17 protein-coding genes, 1 tRNA gene and 1 riboswitch are annotated in these 19413 nt (G+C 67.7%); of the genes, 8 read left to right on the top strand and 10 right to left on the bottom strand.

Features of this window, described 5'->3' with window-relative positions; all coding sequences use genetic code 11:
• Positions 1-112: 112 nt before the first annotated feature.
• The 4 genes from ABIE51_RS16555 to thiS form a co-directional block, all read right to left on the bottom strand.
• Positions 113-1954: an SLC13 family permease gene (locus ABIE51_RS16555; protein ID WP_115843483.1), complete on the bottom strand. Its 1842-nt coding sequence runs from the start codon at positions 1952-1954 to the stop codon at positions 113-115.
• Positions 1955-2072: 118 nt separating this feature from the next.
• Positions 2073-2810 (bottom strand): tRNA (guanosine(46)-N7)-methyltransferase TrmB, encoded by a 738-nt coding sequence (trmB, locus tag ABIE51_RS16550; protein ID WP_192631515.1) that lies wholly within the window; start codon positions 2808-2810, stop codon positions 2073-2075.
• Entirely contained in the window at positions 2810-3616 is an 807-nt protein-coding gene (locus ABIE51_RS16545; RefSeq protein ID WP_192631514.1) for a thiazole synthase, read from the bottom strand. The genes trmB and ABIE51_RS16545 overlap by 1 nt, the downstream gene beginning before the upstream one ends.
• Before the next feature lie 183 nt (positions 3617-3799).
• On the bottom strand, positions 3800-4000 hold the full coding sequence (thiS, locus tag ABIE51_RS16540; RefSeq protein WP_115843562.1) for a sulfur carrier protein ThiS: 201 nt from the start codon (positions 3998-4000) through the stop codon (positions 3800-3802).
• 182 nt (positions 4001-4182) lie between these two features.
• Between thiS and ABIE51_RS16535 the strand changes: the two genes are divergently transcribed.
• The 6 genes from ABIE51_RS16535 to ABIE51_RS16510 all read left to right on the top strand — a co-directional run bounded on the left by ABIE51_RS16535 (position 4183) and on the right by ABIE51_RS16510 (position 10174).
• Entirely contained in the window at positions 4183-6018 is a 1836-nt protein-coding gene (locus tag ABIE51_RS16535; protein ID WP_115843477.1) for an autotransporter domain-containing protein, read from the top strand.
• Between the two features lie 97 nt (positions 6019-6115).
• A tRNA-Gly gene (locus ABIE51_RS16530) sits at positions 6116-6189 on the top strand.
• A 71-nt stretch (positions 6190-6260) separates the two neighbouring features.
• Positions 6261-6776 carry an ATP-dependent zinc protease family protein gene (locus ABIE51_RS16525; RefSeq protein ID WP_115843475.1) on the top strand — a complete coding sequence of 172 codons (516 nt, stop codon included), beginning with the start codon at positions 6261-6263 and terminating at the stop codon, positions 6774-6776.
• A complete protein-coding gene (gene rimK / locus ABIE51_RS16520; protein WP_192631513.1) occupies positions 6773-7678 on the top strand; it encodes a 30S ribosomal protein S6--L-glutamate ligase in 906 nt (301 codons plus the stop codon). The genes ABIE51_RS16525 and rimK overlap by 4 nt, the downstream gene beginning before the upstream one ends.
• Before the next feature lie 458 nt (positions 7679-8136).
• Positions 8137-8817, top strand: a complete 681-nt coding sequence (locus ABIE51_RS16515) for a response regulator transcription factor (RefSeq protein WP_115843471.1) — start codon at positions 8137-8139, stop codon at positions 8815-8817.
• A 4-nt stretch (positions 8818-8821) separates the two neighbouring features.
• A complete protein-coding gene (locus ABIE51_RS16510; protein ID WP_233433601.1) occupies positions 8822-10174 on the top strand; it encodes a sensor histidine kinase in 1353 nt (450 codons plus the stop codon).
• Between the two features lie 69 nt (positions 10175-10243).
• Here ABIE51_RS16510 and ABIE51_RS16505 read toward each other — a convergent pair whose 3' ends face one another.
• The 6 genes from ABIE51_RS16505 to metK form a co-directional block, all read right to left on the bottom strand.
• Positions 10244-11155 carry a branched-chain amino acid transaminase gene (locus ABIE51_RS16505; protein ID WP_115843467.1) on the bottom strand — a complete coding sequence of 304 codons (912 nt, stop codon included), beginning with the start codon at positions 11153-11155 and terminating at the stop codon, positions 10244-10246.
• A gap of 84 nt (positions 11156-11239) precedes the next feature.
• Positions 11240-11848, bottom strand: coding sequence for a hypothetical protein (locus ABIE51_RS16500; protein WP_192631512.1), 609 nt, complete (start codon positions 11846-11848; stop codon positions 11240-11242).
• A gap of 65 nt (positions 11849-11913) precedes the next feature.
• The gene (locus ABIE51_RS16495; RefSeq protein WP_192631511.1) at positions 11914-12531 is read right to left on the bottom strand and encodes a hypothetical protein; all 618 of its coding nucleotides are present in this window, start codon (positions 12529-12531) and stop codon (positions 11914-11916) included.
• An 86-nt stretch (positions 12532-12617) separates the two neighbouring features.
• Positions 12618-13445 carry a methylenetetrahydrofolate reductase [NAD(P)H] gene (gene metF / locus ABIE51_RS16490; RefSeq protein ID WP_192631510.1) on the bottom strand — a complete coding sequence of 276 codons (828 nt, stop codon included), beginning with the start codon at positions 13443-13445 and terminating at the stop codon, positions 12618-12620.
• A 143-nt stretch (positions 13446-13588) separates the two neighbouring features.
• Positions 13589-15049, bottom strand: coding sequence for an adenosylhomocysteinase (ahcY, locus tag ABIE51_RS16485; protein WP_192631509.1), 1461 nt, complete (start codon positions 15047-15049; stop codon positions 13589-13591).
• A 72-nt stretch (positions 15050-15121) separates the two neighbouring features.
• Positions 15122-15215: riboswitch (S-adenosyl-L-homocysteine riboswitch) on the bottom strand.
• Positions 15216-15348: 133 nt separating this feature from the next.
• Entirely contained in the window at positions 15349-16569 is a 1221-nt protein-coding gene (gene metK, locus ABIE51_RS16480) for a methionine adenosyltransferase (RefSeq protein ID WP_115843457.1), read from the bottom strand.
• A gap of 239 nt (positions 16570-16808) precedes the next feature.
• Here metK and olsF point away from each other — a divergent pair, with 239 nt between their 5' ends.
• The gene (gene olsF, locus ABIE51_RS16475) at positions 16809-18554 is read left to right on the top strand and encodes a bifunctional ornithine lipid synthase OlsF (RefSeq protein WP_192631508.1); all 1746 of its coding nucleotides are present in this window, start codon (positions 16809-16811) and stop codon (positions 18552-18554) included.
• Positions 18551-19372 carry a UDP-2,3-diacylglucosamine diphosphatase gene (locus ABIE51_RS16470; protein WP_192631507.1) on the top strand — a complete coding sequence of 274 codons (822 nt, stop codon included), beginning with the start codon at positions 18551-18553 and terminating at the stop codon, positions 19370-19372. Before olsF ends, ABIE51_RS16470 begins: the two co-directional genes overlap by 4 nt.
• Positions 19373-19413 lie beyond the last annotated feature (41 nt).

Genomic DNA, 19413 nt, shown 5'->3' with positions numbered 1-19413 from the left:
GGAATGACGATGGTATGGTTTGCAGGTAAGGGTGTGCCAGGCGCTGCGGGCCTGGGTCGCGGCTTTCGCCGGGATGACGGATCACGAACGCCGTAGCCGAATCCCGAATCGATCAATACAGCAGATTCACCATCGCCACGGCGACGACGGTGTAGATCAGCGAGAGCGGGCCGCCGATCTTCCAAAGCTCCTTGCCGCTGTAGCCGGCCGGGCCGGTGATCATCGAGATGACCGGGTTGGACGCGGTCATGAAGTTGTTCGATGCCGACAGCGCGACGATCAGCGCGAACGCCGTCGGGTTGCCGCCCGCGGCCAGCGCGAGGTTGATCGCCAGCGGCACGGTGACGATCGTCGCACCGACGTGGCTGATCACCAGCGAGAACAAGGTCGTGAACAACCCGACCAGGATTTCCAGCAGCCACACCGGCGTGCCGGTCGGCAATCGCTCGATGGTGTGGCCGGCGACCCACGCCGCCGCGCCGCTGGAGTCCATCGCCCAGCCCAGTGGAATCAGGCACGCCATCAGGAAGACGGTCTTCCAGTTGATCGCGGCGTACGCCTCGTCGATATGGATCACGCCGGCGATGAGCATGCCGGCCACGCCGGTCATCAGCGCGATGGACACCGGCAGTCGCGAGGAGAGCGCCAGCAGCATCGACACGGCGAAGATCGCCATCGCGATCTTGAACTTGTGCGGGCGCTGCTCGCCCTTGGGGTAGTCGGTGACGACCACGAGGTCCTTGCTAGCGGCCGCTTCGTGCAGGTCGGTCCAGATGCTGTGGAAGACCAGCATGTCGCCGGCGCGCAGGTTCACGTCGCGCACGTTCTCGCGCAGCACGGCCTTGTCGCGGTTGATCGCCAGCAGGCTCAGGCCCATCTGCTTGCGCAGCTGCAGGTCGCGGCCGTTCTTGCCGATGAACTTCGATGTCGCAGGCACCACCGCTTCGGAAATGCCCGCGCGGCTGGGATTGAACAGATCGCCGAAGTTGCGCAGGCGCGAGGACAGGCGCAGGAAATGGTTCTGCGCGAAGTCGCTCACCTGCTGCTTCGGGCCCATCGCGCCGAGCACGCTGCCGACCCAGATGCGCGTGTCCGCCGCCGGCGCCAGGCGCGCTTCGCCATCGCTCTTGAGCGCCAGCAGCAGCGGCGCGTGGTGCAGCGCTTCGGCTTCGCCCAGCGACATGCCCACCAGCGGGCTGTCGGCGGTGACGGTAAGTTCATACACGTCGCCGTCGATGCCGTAGGCCTTCGCGAAATAACTCTGCGTGCGCGCGGGCGTCGCGCCCGTGCCGTCGTCGTCGTGGCGCAGGCGCTTGTCGCCGAAGAAGTGGAAGTACGCCAGCGACGCGGCGAGCAGCGCGATGCCGATGGGCAGCGGCGCGAACATCTTCAGCGGTTCCAGCGTCGCCGCACCCGAGGGCAGGTTGCTGTTGGCCGCGATCAGCAGGTCATTGAGCAGGATGAGCGGCGAGTTGCCGACCATCGTCAGCGCGCCGCCCATCACGATCGCCGCGGCCAGCGGCAGCAGCAGGCGCGGCAGCGCGATGCCCGTACGCGAGGACAACCGCGCGGCGACCGGCATGTAGAGCGCCATCACCGACGGGTTCTGCATGATCGAGGAATTGATGCCGGCCACGCCGCTGGTGAGCAGCAGCAGTCGGCTCTCCATGCCTTTCGCGCGGCGCAGCAACCAGCCGGCGAGGCGGTTCAGCGCGCCGGTGCGATCCAGGCCGGCGCCGAGGATCATCGTCGCCACGATGCTGATCACCGCGTTACCGGAAAAACCGTTGAACAGTTCGTCCGGTTCGACCAGGCCCGACAGGCCCAGCAGCACGAGCACCACGAGGGCGACGACGTCGGCGCGGATGCGTTCGAAGAGGAACATCACCATCGTGAAGCCCACCAGCCCGAGCACGAGCTTCATGTCGGTGGTGAGCGTCAGCGCGGTGTCCATCAGGCGCGGGTTTGGATATTCGGGATTGGGGATTCGCAAAGGCAGGCATTCGGGCCTGCAGCGTTGCCGGCGTGGACGCAGCTATGGTGGCGGGCGGTTTCCAATCTCGAATCCCGAATCACGAATCCCGGCTTCTGTCGTACAGCAGGTCCCACACGCCGTGGCCGAGTTTCTGGCCGCGGGTTTCGAAATGCGTTTGCGGTCGCCACTGCGGCCGCTCGACGCTGCCGCGCGGACCGGCGCGATTCACCAGGCCGGGCGTGGCATCGAGCACGTCCCACATCTGCTCGGCATAGTCCTGCCAATCGGTGGCGAGGTGCAAGCGGCCGCCCGGCGCCAGTTTGGCCACGAGCAGGTTTGCGAACTCCGGCTGCACCAGCCGGCGCTTGTTGTGCCGCTTCTTGTGCCAGGGATCGGGGAAGTAGATGCGGATCTCGTCGAGCGCGCCGTCGGCGATCTCGTTGCGCAGCACTTCCACCGCATCGTGGTGGTAGAGGCGCACGTGCTGCGCTTCGTCCTGCGCGAGCGCGTTGAGCAGGCGGCCGACGCCGGGCGCATGCACCTCGATGCCGATCAGGTCGCGCGCGTGGTCGTGCTGTGCGGCGAAACGCAGCGCCTCGCCATTGCCGAAACCGATCTCCAGCACGCGCGGCGCGCTGCGGCCGAAAGCGGCGTCGAAATCGCGCGGCGTGCCGGTGTAATCGAGGCCGTAATGCGGCCACAGCGTATCGAACGCGCGCTGCTGCGCTTCGGTGAAGCGGCCCTGGCGCAGCACGAAACTGCGTACCTGGCGACGGCCTTCCTCGAGGGTGAAGGGCTTGGGCGGAAGCTTGCCCTTGGACGACGAATCGCTCATCAGCCGATCAGGCCGTCCACCGGCGACGACGCCGAAGCAAAGCGCTTGCGCGGGATGCGGCCAGCCTTGAACGCGGCGCGACCGGCGTCGACGGCCAGCTTCATCGCGTGCGCCATCAGCACCGGATCCTTCGCGCCGGCGATCGCGGTGTTCATCAGCACGCCGTCGCAACCGAGCTCCATTGCGATGGCCGCATCGGACGCCGTACCCACGCCGGCGTCGACGATGATCGGCACCTTGGCGTTCTCGACGATTTCCAGCAGGTTGTACTTGTTCTGCACGCCCAGGCCCGAGCCGATCGGCGCGGCCAGCGGCATCACCGCGACGCAGCCGATCTCTTCCAGGCGCTTGGCGAGGATCGGATCGTCGGAGGTGTAGACCATGACGTCGAAGCCGTCCTTCACCAGCAGCTCGGCGGCCGCGAGCGTCTGCACGACGTCGGGGTAGAGCGTCTTCTGGTCGCCGAGCACTTCCAGCTTCACCAGCGAATGGCCGTCGAGCAGTTCGCGCGCGAGGCGGCAGGTGCGCACCGCGTCGTCGGCGGTGTAGCAGCCGGCGGTGTTGGGAAGGATCGTGTAGCGATCGGGCGGGAGGACGTCGAGCAGGTTCGGCTCGCCGGGGTTCTGGCCGATGTTGCTGCGGCGGATCGCGACGGTGACGATCTGCGCGCCGGCGGCTTCGGTGGCCAGGCGGGTCTGCTCGAGGTCGGTGAACTTGCCGGTGCCGGTGAGCAGGCGCGACGCGTAGGCCTTGCCGGCGATCACCAGCGGATCGGCCGGAAACTGGGGGGAGTGCGGGGCGGTCATTTCGCTAGTTTAGCAGCCGGGGTGACGGCAGCCCGGCGTGCTGGTGCGCGGGAGAAGCGACGCGTTCTGCGTGGGCATCGTGGCCATCCATGGCGAGGCGCCATGGCTTCGGATCGCCCGGCCCGTCCATCCATGGACGGTCGTTCGGCCGCGCGCGAAACAGTGGTTCGCAAGCGCGCGGCCTCACCCGCCCCCCAAGGCGTGCACGATCTCAACACGATCCCCATCGCTGAGCGCGTGTTCGCCATGCCGCCCGCGCGGCACGATTTCGCCGTTGACCTCTACCGCGACGCGGCGCTCGCCCAGGCCCTCGGCCTGCACGAGCTGGAGCACGGTGGTCTGCGCCGCGATCGCGCGCGGCTCGCCGTTCAATTGGATCTGCATTCGCGTATTGTCGCCGCTCGCCGCAGTGGCGGGCCAGTCGGCACGGTTTTTGACGCAGTGCGGCGTGAGTGCGTTCACGTCGCGTGGTTCGATGCCGCCATCCGCGGGCGTATGTACTCCCGGATCCGCCTCCCACGGCGTCACGACACGTCCATCAAAGCTCATCCACCAAGGAATCGAAGATGACCAAACCCGTCCGCTCCGTGCTCGCCGCCGCCCTTGCGCTGGCGACCGCGCCGGCTTTCGCGCAGGACTATTCGCAGACCGTGTTCTTCGGCGACAGCCTGACGGACGCGGGTTACTTCCGCCCGGCGATCATCGCCCAGGCCGGCTCGGCCGGCGCGCTGCTGGGCAAGTTCACGACCAACCCGGGCCTGGTGTGGTCCGAACAGCTGGCGACGGAGCTGGGCACCAACGCCAGCCCGTTCAACGCCGGTGGCACCAACTACGCCATCGGCGGCGCGATGGTCAGCACCGACCGCGCCGGCCTGACCGCGCAGCTGCCGACGCTCTCCGTGCGTTCGCAGATCACGCGCTATCTCGCCGCCAACGGTGGGGCCGCGGATCCGAATGCGCTCTACACCGTGTGGGGCGGCGCGAACGACCTGTTCGCCGCGGCCGCTGCTCCGGCGTCGGCGCAGGCGATCGTCGGCGCGGCGGTCACCGGCCAGGTCACCAACGTCATGACGCTGCAGAACGCCGGCGCGCAGTACATCCTCGTGCCGAACGTGCCGGACCTCGGCATCACGCCGCAGTTCCGCGCGCAGGGCGCTGCGGGCGCGGCCGCCGGCACGGCGCTGGCGACGGGCTACAACAACGGTCTGTACGCGGGCCTGGCGTCCGCCGGCGCGCGCTTCATCCCGGTCGACACCTTCCACCTGCTGCAGGAAATCGTCGCCAACCCGGCGCCGTACGGCTTCACCAACACCACGGGCACGGCCTGCAATCCGCAGATCACCGCGCAGTCGATCACCTGCAACCCGGTGACGCCGGGCAGCATGGTCTCGCCGGATGCGGCGAACACCTACGTCTTCGCCGACGGCGTGCATCCCTCGTCGCGTGCGCACGAGATCGTCGCCGACTACGCGCTGTCGCTGCTGGAAGCGCCGCGCCAGATCGCCGTGCTGCCGCATAGCGAAGCGATGGTCGGTCGCGCCCGTGCCGAACGCGTCGGTGCGCAGGCGGCCACGCGTCCCGAAGGCGACGGCATGCGCTGGTGGGCCGACGTTCGCGGCGATTCGCAGCGTTATGGCGGCGGCGACAACTACGACGGCTTCGGCCCGACGCTGACCGCCGGCCTCGACTGGGCCAGCGGCAACCTGGTGTACGGCGGTTTCGCCGGCTGGGGCCAGCAGAAGATGGACTGGGGCCTCAATCGCGGCCAGTTCGACCAGGACGACGCGACCCTCGGCGGCTACCTCGCGTGGTCGGCCGGTTCGGCGTGGATCAACGGCCAGCTGAGCTACACCTGGGTCTCGTACGACATCGACCGCCGCGTGAACCTCGGTCCGACCTCGCGCGTGCACAGCGGCTCGGCCGACGGCACGAACCTGACCGCCGCGTTCGCGGCCGGCTGGAACTTCGGCGAAGGCTCGCTCAAGCACGGCCCGGTGATGCAGCTGGTGTCGCAGACGATCGAAGTCGACGGCTTCGACGAAAACAGCAACGAGTCCACCGCGCTTTCCTTCGGCGACCAGGAATTCGATTCGCTGATCGGCAGCCTCGGCTGGCAGGTCAACTACGCGATCAACGAGCACCTGCAGCCGTACGCCAAGCTGACCTACGACCACGAGTTCGAGGATGCCCCGAAGGAAGCCACCGCCTCGCTGCGTTCGCTGCCGGGCGTCGGCGCGTACGCGGTTCGCGGCCTGGAATACGACCAGGACTACGGCACGCTGGTCATGGGCGCGCGCACGGAGTTGTTCGGCCTGCGCACCGACATCGGCGCCAACGTCACGGTCGGCCAGAAGGGCGGCAACGACGCGACGCTGTTCGTCAGCTTCGGCGGCGGCTTCTAAGTCGACGACGACATGCTGAACCGGCACGCGGCGCCGCGGGGATGTCCCGGCGCCGCGTTGCCAAGCCTCCGTGCGGGGGCATAGACTTCATCGCGACGCGGGTGTAGTTCAATGGTAGAACTGCAGCTTCCCAAGCTGCTAGCGTGGGTTCGATTCCCATCACCCGCTCCAAACAATTGCGACGGCGGCCTGCTTTACAGTGGCCGCCGTTTTTGTCTTTCAGGCGAGGTCCTGGAGGCGCGATGGCAAGCAAGATCGTGCTCGGCTGGCGTGAGTGGATAGCCCTGCCGGAACTGGGTATCGAGCGGTTGCGGGCGAAGGTGGACAGCGGCGCGCGCAGCTCCGCGCTCCACGTCGACACGCAGTGGCGGTTCACCGAACGCGGTAGTCCGTGGGTGGGTTTCTGCCTGAGCCCCGGACACGGCGCGCGCGTGATCGAAGCGGCGGCTCCGGTGTTCGACGAACGCGAGGTCACCGATTCGGGCGGCCACTGCACGCGCCGCGTGTTCGTGCGCACGACGCTGGCGGTGGCCGGCATCGAGCGCGAGATTGAAATCAATCTGTCCGATCGCCGCGGGATGCTGTTCCCGATGCTGCTCGGGCGTACCGCGCTCGCACGTGCCTTCACGGTCGATCCGGGACGATCCTTCCTGCACGGCCGGCTCAGCCGGCGCGAGCCGGGTGTCATCTCGCGTCCCGCCGCTCCCGGCGAGGCGCTTCCCTTTCCCACTCAGCCCCCACACCGCCGCCCTTCATGAAACTGGCGATCCTCTCGCGCAACAGCAAACTGTATTCGACGCGCCGCCTGGTGGAAGCCTCGCGCGACCAGGGCCATAGCGTGCGCGTGCTCGACCCGCTGCGCTGCTACATGCGCATCGCCAGCGACGGATTCAGCATGCGCTACAAGGGCAAGCCGATTTCCGGCTACCAGGCGGTGATCCCGCGCATCGGTGCGTCGATCACGCGCTACGGCTCGGCGGTGCTGCGGCAGTTCGAACTGATGGGCACGCTTACGCCCAATTCGTCCGACGCCGTGCTGCGCGCGCGAGACAAGCTGCGCTGCCACCAGTTGCTCGCGGCCGAACGCATCGGCCTGCCGACCACGGTCTTCGGCGACAACCCCGACGACACGCACGACCTGCTGTCGATGCTCGGCGCGCCGCCGCACGTCATCAAACTCAACGAAGGCACGCAGGGCGCCGGCGTCATGCTCACCGAGAAGCCCTCGGCGTCGCAGGGCGTGATCGAAGCGCTGCGCGGCCTGTACGCGAATTTCCTGGTGCAGGAGTTCATCGAGGAAGCGCGCGGCGCCGACCTGCGCTGCTTCGTCGTGGGCGGTCGCGTGGTGGCGGCGATGAAGCGGCAGGCGCCCAAGGGCGACTTCCGTTCGAACCTGCATCGCGGCGGCACCGCCAAGGGCGTCAGCGCGAGCGCGGCGGAAGAAGATGTCGCGATCCGCGCCGCACGCGTGCTTGGCCTCGGCATCGCAGGCGTGGATCTCATCCGCTCCAAGCGCGGTCCGCTGGTGCTGGAGGTCAATGCGTCGCCCGGACTGGAGGGGATCGAGGAGGCCAGCGGCGTGGACGTGGCCGGCGAGATCGTCACCTACCTGGCCGAGCGGGTCCGGCGTAAAGCCTCCAAGCGAGCTGCCGCCCGCTGAGTCCGGTGTTCGCGACGAATGGCTACACGTTCGGCGAACTTCGGCGATCTGGGCGGGTTCAGCGGCTATTTTCCGAGCTGAATAACATCGATTTAACGGGCGTTTTTAACGACGCTTTAATCGAAATCGGCGTAGCCTGTCCCTACCGCAGCACTGCCGCTCTTCCTCGTCAGCAACAGGTCGATGCAGGTTACGGTAATCGGGGCAATACCTTTTTGGCCCAGGCACGGTGGCCCCGTGTCTGGGCCTTTGTTTTGGCTGCTCTCCGTCCGAGGCTTCGTTTCGCGTCATGGCAAACGTGCGTTGCGACGTCAGCGCGCGGTGATCGGCGCACTCCAGCGGCTCTGGCAGAATCGTTAAGCTCCCCGGCAACGCCATCGCGCGCGCATTCAGTTCTCGCACCTCCGGAACTGCCGCGGCGCACGCCGGTCGAAGGCCCATTACCCAGGAAAGGTCACATGCGCATTCTCGTCATCGAAGACAACCAGGACATCGCGGCGAACCTCGGCGACTTTCTCGAGGACCGCGGCCACACCGTCGACTTCGCCGCCGACGGCGTCACCGGCCTGCACCTGGCCGTGGTCCACGACTTCGACGCGATCGTCCTCGACCTCAACCTTCCGGGCCTGGACGGCCTGGAGGTCTGCCGCAAGCTGCGCAACGAAGCGCGCAAGCAGACGCCGGTGCTGATGCTCACCGCGCGCGATTCGCTGGAGAACAAGCTGGCCGGCTTCGATTCCGGCGCCGACGATTACCTCATCAAGCCCTTCGCGCTGCAGGAAGTGGAAGTACGCCTCAACGCACTCTCGCGCCGCGGCCGCGGCGTGCAGACGCGCGTGCTCAACGTCGCGGACCTGGAATACAACCTCGACACGCTCGAAGTTCGTCGCCAGGGCAAGCTGCTGCAGCTCAACCCGACCGCGCTGAAGATCCTGCAGGCGCTGATGGAAGCCTCGCCCGCGGTGGTCACGCGCCAGGAACTGGAAACGCGCGTGTGGGGCGAGGAGCTTCCCGATTCGGACAGCCTGCGCGTGCACATCCATGGCCTGCGCGCCGTGGTCGACAAGCCCTTCGACGTGCCGCTGATCCAGACCCGCCATGGCATCGGTTACCGCATCGCCGCCCCCGACAACGGCTGACCGGATGGCCGAAGCGTCCCCGCAGGAGCCCACTCCGCCGCGCAGGCGAACGCGCTACCGGCGGCAGCTTCGCAGTCGAATCATCCTGGCCTTCGTGCTGCTGGGCTTCGGCCTGACGGCGATGTTCGCGTGGGCGACCAACTGGACGCGCAACCGCGTGGAGAACCAGCTGGTGGAGGACGTGATGAACCGGAACATCGAAATGGCCGCGCGCCAGTTCGAACTGGATCCGGAGAATCCGCAGTTCGCCGTCGACCAGATCCGCGCCTACGTCTATCCGATCGACAAGATCGATTCGGTGCGCGTGAACTGGCCGGAGTGGTACGAACTGCGCGACGGCATCTACGGCATGACCGGCGTCGCCAACGGCGAGCCGTTCGCGTACAAGCTCGCCGTGCGCAAGACGCCGAAGGCGTGGTTCTTCCTCGCCTACGACATGTCGCAGGCGACGCGCGGCGAGGCGCAGTTCCAGCGGGCGATCTGGGCCGCGGTGTTCCTCTTCACCCTGCTTTCGCTGCTGGTCGGCTGGTGGTCGGCCTCGCGCGTGATGAGCCCGGTGACCGAACTCGCCAATCGCCTCAAGCAGTCCGGCCGCAGCGCCGAACCCGAAGGCTTGGCGTCGCACTTCCCGAGCGACGAAGTCGGCCAGCTCGCCGAGGCGCTGGACGACTACGCCGAGCGCCTGACCGAAGTGGTGCAGCGCGACCGCGAGTTCAACGCCGACGTCAGCCACGAACTGCGCACGCCGCTGGCGGTGATCAAGGGCGCCGTCGAACTGCTGCTGTCGCGGCCGGACGTCGACGAGAAGACGCGCAGTCGCCTGCAGCGCATCCAGCGCGCCGAGCAGCAATGCACGGACCTGATCAGCGCGCTGCTGCTGCTCTCGCGCAACGAGCGCGGCCACGGCGCGACCGACGTGGCGAAGGTCGCCGAACAACTGCTCGATGCGCACCGCGCGCAGCTTGGCGGCAAGCCGATGGAACTGCGTGTCGTCGGCGAGCCGAGCCTGATCGTCGATGCGCCGGAGGCGGCGGTGTCGGTCGCGCTCGGCAACCTCATCGGCAACGCGGTGAAGTACACGACCGAAGGCGAGGTCGAAGTGCGCATCGGCAAGCGTTCGGTGGACGTGGTCGATTCCGGCCCCGGCCTCAGCGAGGAAGATGCGGCAAAGCTCTTCCAGCGGGGTTATCGCGGCACGCACGCCGGGCACTCGCAGGGCGGCGGCATCGGCCTGTCGATCGTGCGGCGCCTGTGCACGCTGTATTCGTGGGAAGTCCAGGTGCGCCCGGGCAAGCCGCGCGGCGTCATCGCGACGCTCACGTTCGACGCGCCGGTGCTTTCCATCGGCAAGGCGTGAGGCCTGCAAACCGCATGCAACAAAAAAGGCGCCTTGCGGCGCCTTTTTCATGAGCGGAAGCCTGAGCGCTTAGACCGCTTCCAGCCAGCCGTACTTGTCCGGCGTCTTGCCGTCGAACAGGCCGAAGAACAGCTCCTGGATGCGGCGCGTCACCGAACCGGGCTTGCCGGCGCCGACCTGGCGGCCGTCGACCGAGCGGATCGGCGTGATCTCCGCCGCGGTGCCGCACATGAAGAGTTCGTCGCACAGGTACAGGTATTCGCGCGGCAGGTCGCGTTCGATCACTTCGATGCCGGCGTCGCGGGCGAGGGTGATGATCGTGTTGCGCGTGATGCCGTTGAGCAGCGCCGCGCTCACCGGCGTGGTGTGCAGCGCGCCGTCGAAGACGAGGAACAGGTTTTCGCCGGCGCCTTCCGACAGCAGGCCGGTGGAGGCCAGGGCGATGCCTTCGCCGAAGCCCAGCCGACGCGCCTCGCGCGCGACCAACTGGCCGGACAGGTAATTACCGCCCGCCTTGGCACCGGCCGGCAACGTGTTCGGAGCGAAGCGCTGCCAGCTCGACACGCAGGCGTCGATGCCCTGTTCGAGCACGCTCGCGCCCAGGTACTGGCCCATCTTCCACGTGGCGACGGCGACGTCGGTCGGCGTGTCGGCCGACAGCCCGAAACCGCCCAGGCCGCGGTACGCGACGGGGCGCAGGTAGTCGGTGGTGTTCTCGTTGGCCTTGAGCACTTCGCGGCAGGCCGCGTTGATCTGCTCCAGCGAGTACGGCATCGCCATGTCATAGATCTTGGCCGAGGCGAACAGGCGGGTGTTGTGGTCGGTCAGGCGGAAGATCACCGGGCCGTTGGGCGTCTGGTAGCAGCGGATGCCCTCGAAGACGGACGAACCGTAGTGCAGCGCGTGCGACATCACGTGCGTGGTGGCCTCGGCCCAGCGCTTGATCGCGCCGTTGTGCCAGATCCAGTCGGGGTATTGCATCGCGGCCGTCCGTCAGGGGAAACCGCTATTGTGCCTCGCGGTGCCCCCGCTCCCCAAACCGCCGGGCGTGCCGGTCCGGGCCGCTCAGCCCTTGATCCACCAGCAGCCGAAGTGCTTCTGCAGGCCGAAGACGGTCCGCGACGGCGTGATCCCGTTTTCCTGCGTCTGCTCGACGCGCACCGCCACGGGGGTGCGTGGACGCGGCGGTGCGGCGGGCGCCTCGGGGGCGGCGGGCGACGCCGCGGCGTCGGTGAAGGCGGGGTAGGGCGGCGCGTCGTCGGCGACCGGTGCGACCTCCTCCGGCATTACCGGAACGATGTCCACCAGCGGCCGCTGGACGATCGCATCCAGCCGTTCCATCACGTTGTAGGCCGTGCTGCCCGACATCCCGGTCCAGTGATAGACGCCGGCCAGCCGGTTCGCGTCGTGCGCGCTGAAGGCGGTGTTCATCTCGAACAGCAGGTCGTCGATGTTGCGGGCGCAGCCGGGCGCGCGCTTCTTTTCGACATTGCCCACGACCGGGCGCTGCTCGGTCTGTTCGACGCCGCCGACTTCCGCGCAGCCGCGGTCGGTGAATACGCTCTGCCCGTCGGGTAACACGCAGTGGCGTACGTCCGCCGCTGCCGGGGCGCACCAGGCGAGCAGGACGAGCGCGGAGAGTGCGGCGATCGAACGAAAGTACGGGGCGTGCATCGGCGCAGCCTAGCGGGGCGGTGCGCCCGCAGACAGTGCGTGCATCGCAGTCCTGGCGCCGGCGTTCAGAAGCGCACGAAATAGCAACCGGCGTAACGCTCCACGCCGACTTCCATCACGCGTTGCGGGCGATCGAAGGTCAGCTGCATGGCGCCGCCGCTTCCATCAGCCAGTCCCGGCCAGAAGCTGGCGTCGACCAGCGACGTGCGCGCGAGCTGCATCAGCCGGTTCATCACGACCTGCGCCTGGCGGTGGCGCAGGCCGGGCCAGTGCACGCTTTCGGCGATGCGGTTCACGTCGCCCATGGCAAAGGAGGCGAGCAGGTCCATCGACAGTTGCCCGGGGCTGCGCGCGCATCCGGCCTGCGGCGCGCGACGCACGCGGATGGCCGTCGACAGCGATCGCGCACGCGACGAGTCCGCATTGAACACCGCGTCGTCCATCGCAAGGCGGTTCAGCAGCTCGGTCGACATCGGCGCGGGCTTCGCATCGAATGCGGCGCACGCGCTGTCGGTATAGACGGCCGAGCCGTCGGGCGCTTCGCAGCGATGAAGGCCGCCTGCTGCGTGCGCGGGGGCGAGTGCGCACAACAGCAGCAACACCGGACTCCAGGCGGCCATCGCGCGTGTCATGCGATGACGCAGCGCGCGGTCGATGCGCGCGCGGTGGTGGAACGTGTTCATGTCGGTTCCCGGGGGGAGCGGGTGCGCTCATCGTCCGCCCGGAACCGTCAATGTCGCGTGTGAGATTCCCGCGTTTTCCCGCGGATTCAGCGAATCCGCGCGAGTACCGACAGCGTCGGTTTGGTCAGGTTCAGCGTGTAGAAATGCAGGCCCGGTGCGCCGCCGTCGATCAGGCGCCGGCACATGTCGGCAACGAAGTCGGCGGCGAAATCGCGGATCGCTTCGACGTCGTCGCCGTAGGCCTGCATGCGCTTGCCGATCCAGCGGGGGATCTCCGCGCCGCACGCATCAGAGAAGCGACGAAGCTGCGAGAAGTTCGAGATCGGCATGATGCCCGGCACGATCGGAATGTCGACACCGAGCTTGCGTGCATCGTCGACGAAACGGAAATACGCGTCGGCGTTGTAGAAGTACTGCGTGATCGCGCCGTCCGCACCGGCATCCACCTTCGCCTTGAAGTGGCGCAGGTCGGCGAGCGCGTCATCGGATTGCGGATGGCACTCGGGATAGCAGCCGACTTCGATGTGGAAATAGCCGTCGTGCTCGCGGCGGATGAACTCCACCAGTTCGGTCGCGTAGCGGAAATCCCCGGTGTGGCCCATGCCCGAGGGCAGGTCGCCGCGCAGGGCGACGATGCGCCGGCATCCCATCGCCTTGTAGCGCTCGAGCAGTTCGCCCAACTCCGCGCGCGTACCGCCGACGCACGACAGATGCGGCGCCGCGTCCATCCCGTGTTCGCGATGCAGGCGCTCGACCGTTTCGGGCGTGTAGCTCAGCGTAGAACCGCCCGCGCCGAACGTGCACGACACGTACTCGGGCTCTTGCGATTTCAACTTCGCCGCGGTCTTGTCCAGCTGCGCGCGCTGCTCGTCGGTCTTGGGCGGATAGAACTCGAAGCTGATGGGCGTGGGCATGCGGTCCGCTCGCGGAGGGTTCGGGAGAGTTTATCTCTTCATCGCGATGAATTGAACGCACTTGGGCGGCGCGGGCGGCCGTCCAAAAGAAACGGGCGCCGAAGCGCCCGTTTTCGTGCATCGCGATGCGATACCGCCGTGGATCAGTAGCGGTAGTGGTCCGGCTTGTACGGGCCTTCGACCGGCACGCCGAGGTAGGCGGCCTGCTCGTCGGTCAGCGTGGTCAGCTTCACGCCGATCTTCTCCAGGTGCAGGCGCGCGACTTCCTCGTCGAGCTTCTTCGGCAGGATGTAGACCTTCGGCTCGTAGCTGTCCTTGTTGGCCCACAGGTCGATCTGCGCGAGCGTCTGGTTCGAGAACGAGTTCGACATGACGAAGCTCGGATGGCCGGTGGCGCAGCCCAGGTTCACCAGGCGGCCTTCGGCCAGCAGGAAGATCGAGTTGCCCGGCTTTCCGTCGGCACGATTGAAGGTGTACTTGTCCACCTGCGGCTTGATGTTCAGGCGCGTGGCGCCCGACTCGTTGAGGCGGTCGACCTGGATCTCGTTGTCGAAGTGGCCGATGTTGCAGACGATCGCCTGGTCCTTCATCTGCGACATGTGCTCGAGCGTCAGCACGTCCTTGTTGCCGGTGGTGGTGACGTAGATGTCGCCACGGCCCAGCGTCGATTCGACGGTGTTGACCTCGAAGCCTTCCATCGCCGCCTGCAGGGCATTGATCGGATCGATCTCGGTGACGACAACGCGCGCGCCGTAGGCACGCAGCGAGTGCGCCGAACCCTTGCCGACGTCGCCGTAGCCGCACACGACGGCGACCTTGCCGGCGAGCATCACGTCCATCGCGCGCTTGAGGCCGTCGGCCAGCGACTCGCGGCAGCCGTAGAGGTTGTCGAACTTGCTCTTGGTGACCGAGTCGTTGACGTTGATCGCCGGCACCAGCAGCTTGCCGGCTTCGGCCAGCTGGTACAGGCGGTGCACGCCGGTGGTGGTCTCTTCCGAGACGCCCTTCCAGTCGCGCACGACGGTGTGCCAGAAGCCCGGACGCTCGGCATGCACCTTCTTCAGCAGGTTCTTGATCACCTGCTCTTCGTGGTTGCCCGACGGGGTGTTGACCCAGTCGCTGCCGTTCTCGAGCTCATAACCCTTGTGGATCAGCAGCGTGACGTCGCCGCCGTCGTCGACCACCAGCTCAGGGCCGAGGTACTTGTCGGCGCCCGAACCCGGGAAGGTCAGCGCGGCGAGCGTGCAGTCCCAGTATTCCTCCAGCGTCTCGCCCTTCCACGCGAAGACGGGCGTGCCCGACTTGGCGATGGCGGCGGCGGCATGGTCCTGCGTCGAGAAGATGTTGCACGAGGCCCAGCGCACGTCGGCGCCGAGGTCGCGCAGCGTCTCGATCAGCACGGCGGTCTGGATCGTCATGTGCAGCGAGCCGGTCACGCGAACGCCCTTGAGCGACTGCGCGGCGGCGTACTTCTTGCGGATGGACATCAGGCCCGGCATCTCGTGCTCGGCGATGTCGAGCTCCTTGCGGCCCCAGTCGGCCAGGGAGATGTCGGCGACCTTGTAGTCGCCTTCGGTCGAGAAGGTCTTGATCTGTGCGTTCATCAGATTGCTCCGGTTTGTTTCCCGTTCTCCCGCAAGGGAAGAGGGTGGGGTGAGGGCAGGCCGCGAAGGCTGCCAAACCGGGCGCCGTTGTTCGTGCAGGTCCTGCCGAGCCTGATTCCGAAGCCACGCGATGGTGGGATCCGGACTTGCAGCGCCCCTCGGCGGGAACGCGACATTCTAGCCGTTCACGGGGCGTGATGAGTGAATCCGGACGGGCCGCCCGGCGCTTCCCGCATCAATGAAAAAAGGCCGCTTTCGCGGCCTTTTTCCATGTCGCAGCCCCTCGCGGGACGCGGCGCTTACTTCAGCTTCGCATCGCTGCGCAGCGCGTCGGCGCGGTCGGTCTTCTCCCACGAGAAGGCCGTGGCGGTCTGCTTCTTGCCGGCGCCGTCGACGTAGGTCACTTCCTTCGGCTTGCGGCCGAAGTGGCCGTAGGCGGCCGTGTCCTGGTAGACCGGGTGGATCAGGTCGAGCATCTTCACGATGCCGTACGGGCGCAGGTCGAAGTGCTTGCGGATCAGCTTCTCGATCTTCTCGTCCGGGATCTTGCCGGTGCCGAAGGTGGTGACCGAGATCGAGGTCGGCTCGGCCACGCCGATGGCGTAGGAGACCTGCACCTCGCAGCGGTCGGCCAGGCCGGCGGCCACGATGTTCTTGGCGACGTAACGCGCGGCGTAGGCGGCCGAACGGTCCACCTTCGACGGATCCTTGCCCGAGAACGCGCCACCGCCGTGACGGGCCATGCCGCCGTAGCTGTCGACGATGATCTTGCGGCCGGTCAGGCCGCAGTCGCCCACCGGGCCGCCGATCACGAAGATGCCGGTCGGGTTGATGTGGATCTTGTTCTTCGGCAGCGACTCGAGCCACTTCTTCGGCAGCACCGGGCGCAGGATGTTCTCGTACACGCCTTCGACCAGGTCCTTCTGCTTGATGCCCGGATCGTGCTGCGTGGACAGCACGACGGCGTCGAGGCCGGCGACGTTGTGGTTGGCGTCGTAGCGCAGGGTGACCTGCGACTTCGCGTCCGGACGCAGCCACGGCAGCGGCGAGTTCTTCTTCTTGCGGATCTTGGCCTGCTGCTCGACCAGGCGGTGCGAGTAGTAGATCGGCGCGGGCATGAATTCCGGCGCCTCGTTGCAGGCGTAGCCGAACATCAGGCCCTGGTCGCCCGCGCCCTGTTCTTCCGGCTTCTTGCGATCCACGCCCGCGGCGATGTCCGGCGACTGCTTGCCGAGCATGTTGATGATCGCGCAGGTGTGGCCGTCGAAGCCGACGTCGGAATTGTTGTAGCCGATCTCGTTGATGACGCGGCGCGCCAGCGACTCGATGTCGACCCACGCGGTGGTGGTGACCTCGCCGGCGACGATGGCGGCGCCGGTCTTCACCAGCGTCTCGCAGGCCACGCGCGCGCGCTTGTCCTGGGCCAGGATCGCGTCCAGGACGGCATCGGAGATCTGGTCGGCGATCTTGTCCGGATGGCCTTCGGAGACGGATTCGGAGGTGAACAGGTAGCTGGACATCGAGGTCAATATCCCTTGATTCGGATGAAAGGATGGCCGGGCATGATACAGGCTTGCTCCGGTCGGCGCATTGTGCGCCACGGAGATGTTGCGCGGTGGTTAAGCGCGAGCCCGCCGTGACGGGCTTCCGGCCGCCGGCACGGCTGTCACGGTCCTGACGCGAAACCGCCACCGCCCTGTCGCCGGGGCGTCCCAACCTTCCGCGGCGAAAGCCCCGCCGGGGCGATCCGCGCCGACGCATGCCACTCGAACGCCGCCTGCAAGAACGATTTCCGCACTGGTTCCGGGGACGCCGTGCGAACGTCGCCCGGCCGCTGCTGCGAACGATCGGCCGCTGGTCGGGCTTCGACCAGGTCGAGGCGTTCCTGTCGGCCAACGGCCACCTGCGGGATTTCGATTTCGTCGCCGCCGGACTCGATCACCTGCAGGCGCGCTACGTGGTCGATGCCGCGGAACTGGGGCGGATTCCCGCCAGCGGCCGGCTGCTGATCGTCGCCAACCACCCGTCCGGCGCGCTCGACGCGCTGGCGCTGCTGGACGCCGTCGGCCGCGTGCGGCGCGACGTGCGCATCGTCGCGAACGACCTGCTCGGTGCGCTGGAGCCGCTCTCGGGGTTGCTGCTGCCGGTGCGCATCCTGGGTGGCCGCCCGACGCCGCAGAGTCTTGGGGCGATCGACGACGCGCTGCGCGCCGACCAGTGCGTGATCGTGTTTCCGGCCGGCGAAGTGGCACGGCTCGGGCTGGGCGGGGTAACGGACGGACGCTGGCGCCGCGGTTTCCTGCGCTTCGCGCGCACGGCCGATGCGCCGGTGTTGCCGGTGCGCATCGAGGCGCGCAATTCGGCGCTGTTCTACGGCGCGTCGGCCTTGTTCAAGCCCGTCGGCACCGCGTTGCTGGCGCGGGAGATGTTCGCGCGCCGTGCGCACCGCATCGTGCTGCGCATCGGCCATCCGCTGACGCTGCCACCGGACGGCGATCCCCAGCAGCTGCTGCGCGAGGTGCGCCGCGAGCTGTTCTCGCTCGGCCGGCGTCGCGCGGGCATGCATGTCGCGCCTGTCGAAACGAATGTCGTCCCGCTCATCGCGCCGCTGATCGATCCGGTCGATGCGACGCAGGTGCGCGACGGCATCGAAGCACTGGCGCTGCTCGGCCGCACTATCGACGGCAAGCAGATCCGCGTCGGGCGACTTGCCGCCGGCTCGCCGCTGTTGCAGGAAATCGGCCGCCTGCGCGAACTCACGTTCCGCGCGGTGGGCGAGGGCACCGGCCAGCGGCTGGACGTCGATCTCTACGACAGCTGGTACGAACACATCGTGCTGTGGGATGCGGAGGTGTCGAAGATCGCCGGCGCGTACCGCATCGCGCGCGGCGCAAGCGTGCTGGCCGAACGCGGCTTGGCCGGCTTCTACACCGCCTCGCTCTTCCAGTACGCCGACGACGCGGTGCCGCGCATCGCGCAGGGCATGGAGCTGGGCCGCAGCTTCGTCGTGCCCGACTACTGGGGCAGCCGCAGCATCGACTACCTGTGGCAGGGCATCGGCGCGTACCTGGGCAGGCATCCGAGCGTGCGCTACCTGTTCGGCCCGGTGTCGATCAGCGCAGCCCTGCCGGCCTCGGCGCGCGAGCAGATCGTCGCGTACTACGCGCGCTACTACGGCAGCGAGGCCACGCGCGCGGTATCGCGCCAGCCTTTCGTCTACCAGGCTGCGCCGCCGCAGTTCGGCGAGGTCGATGCGGGCACCGCGTTCCGCGTGCTGAAGACCAACCTCGACGCGCTCGGCGCCACGCTGCCGATGCTCTACAAGCAATACACCGACCTGTGCGAGCCAGGCGGCGCGCGCTTCCTCGCTTTCGGCGTGGACCCGGCCTTCAGCGATGCGGTCGATGGATTGATCGAAGTCGACCTGAATCTGCTTCGACCGAAAAAACGCGAACGCTACCTCGGCGTCGCGCCCGTCGAGCCGTGCATGGAGACCGCAGGATGACGTCGATGCCGACCGTGTTGCCGCCGCGCCGTCGCGCGGTCTTCGTGTCCGACGTCCACCTGGGTTCCAAACACTGCCACGCCGCCGAATTCGCCGACTTCCTCGGCGGACTCCGCTGCGATCGCCTGTACCTGGTCGGCGACATCGTCGACCTGTGGTGGATGGCGCAACGCCGCGCGCGCTGGGGCGCGCCGCACAACCGCGTGGTCGAGGCGCTGCACGCGCTGCGTCGCAGCGGCACCGAACTGATCTACGTGCCGGGCAACCACGATCGCCCGATCCGCCGCTTCTGCGGTCTCGCGTTGCCGCGCATGCGGGTGCGCCGACGCATGGTGCATGTCACCGCCGACGGACGCCGCCTGCTGGTCACGCATGGCGACGACTACGACGGCGTCACGCATTTCGGCGGACTGCAGGAGCAGTTCGGCGACTGGCTGTACTACCGCATCCTCACCGGCAACCAGTGGCTTAACCGCGCACGGCGCATGGCCGGCCAGCGTTACTGGTCGCTGTCGGAATTCCTGAAGCGGCAGAGCGGTGCGGCCGAACGCTACATCGAACGCTTCGTCCACGCGGGACTCGATGACGCGCGACGTCGCGGCCTGGACGGCATCGTCTGCGGCCACATCCATCGCGCGGCGCTCATCGAGCGCGACGGCCTGATCTACGCCAACGACGGCGACTGGGTCGAAAGCCTCAGCGCGCTGGCGGAGGATCCGGACGGCACGTTGCGTCTCCTGACGCATACGGGCGACACGCGCGCACTGATCGAGCCGCGTCACCGTTCCGAGGCGATGGAGCAGCCGCGGGCGGCGTGAGTCCGCCGGTTCGCTGCGGTGACGACCTGGAGTCGCGAAGC

Origin of the sequence: Lysobacter sp. OAE881, from assembly GCF_040546665.1 — a bacterium.
In the GTDB taxonomy this organism is placed as follows: Bacteria; Pseudomonadota; Gammaproteobacteria; order Xanthomonadales; family Xanthomonadaceae; genus Lysobacter_J; species Lysobacter_J soli.
Note: the sequence above shows the minus strand (reverse complement) of the source record. Positions and strands in the feature narration are given on the sequence as shown.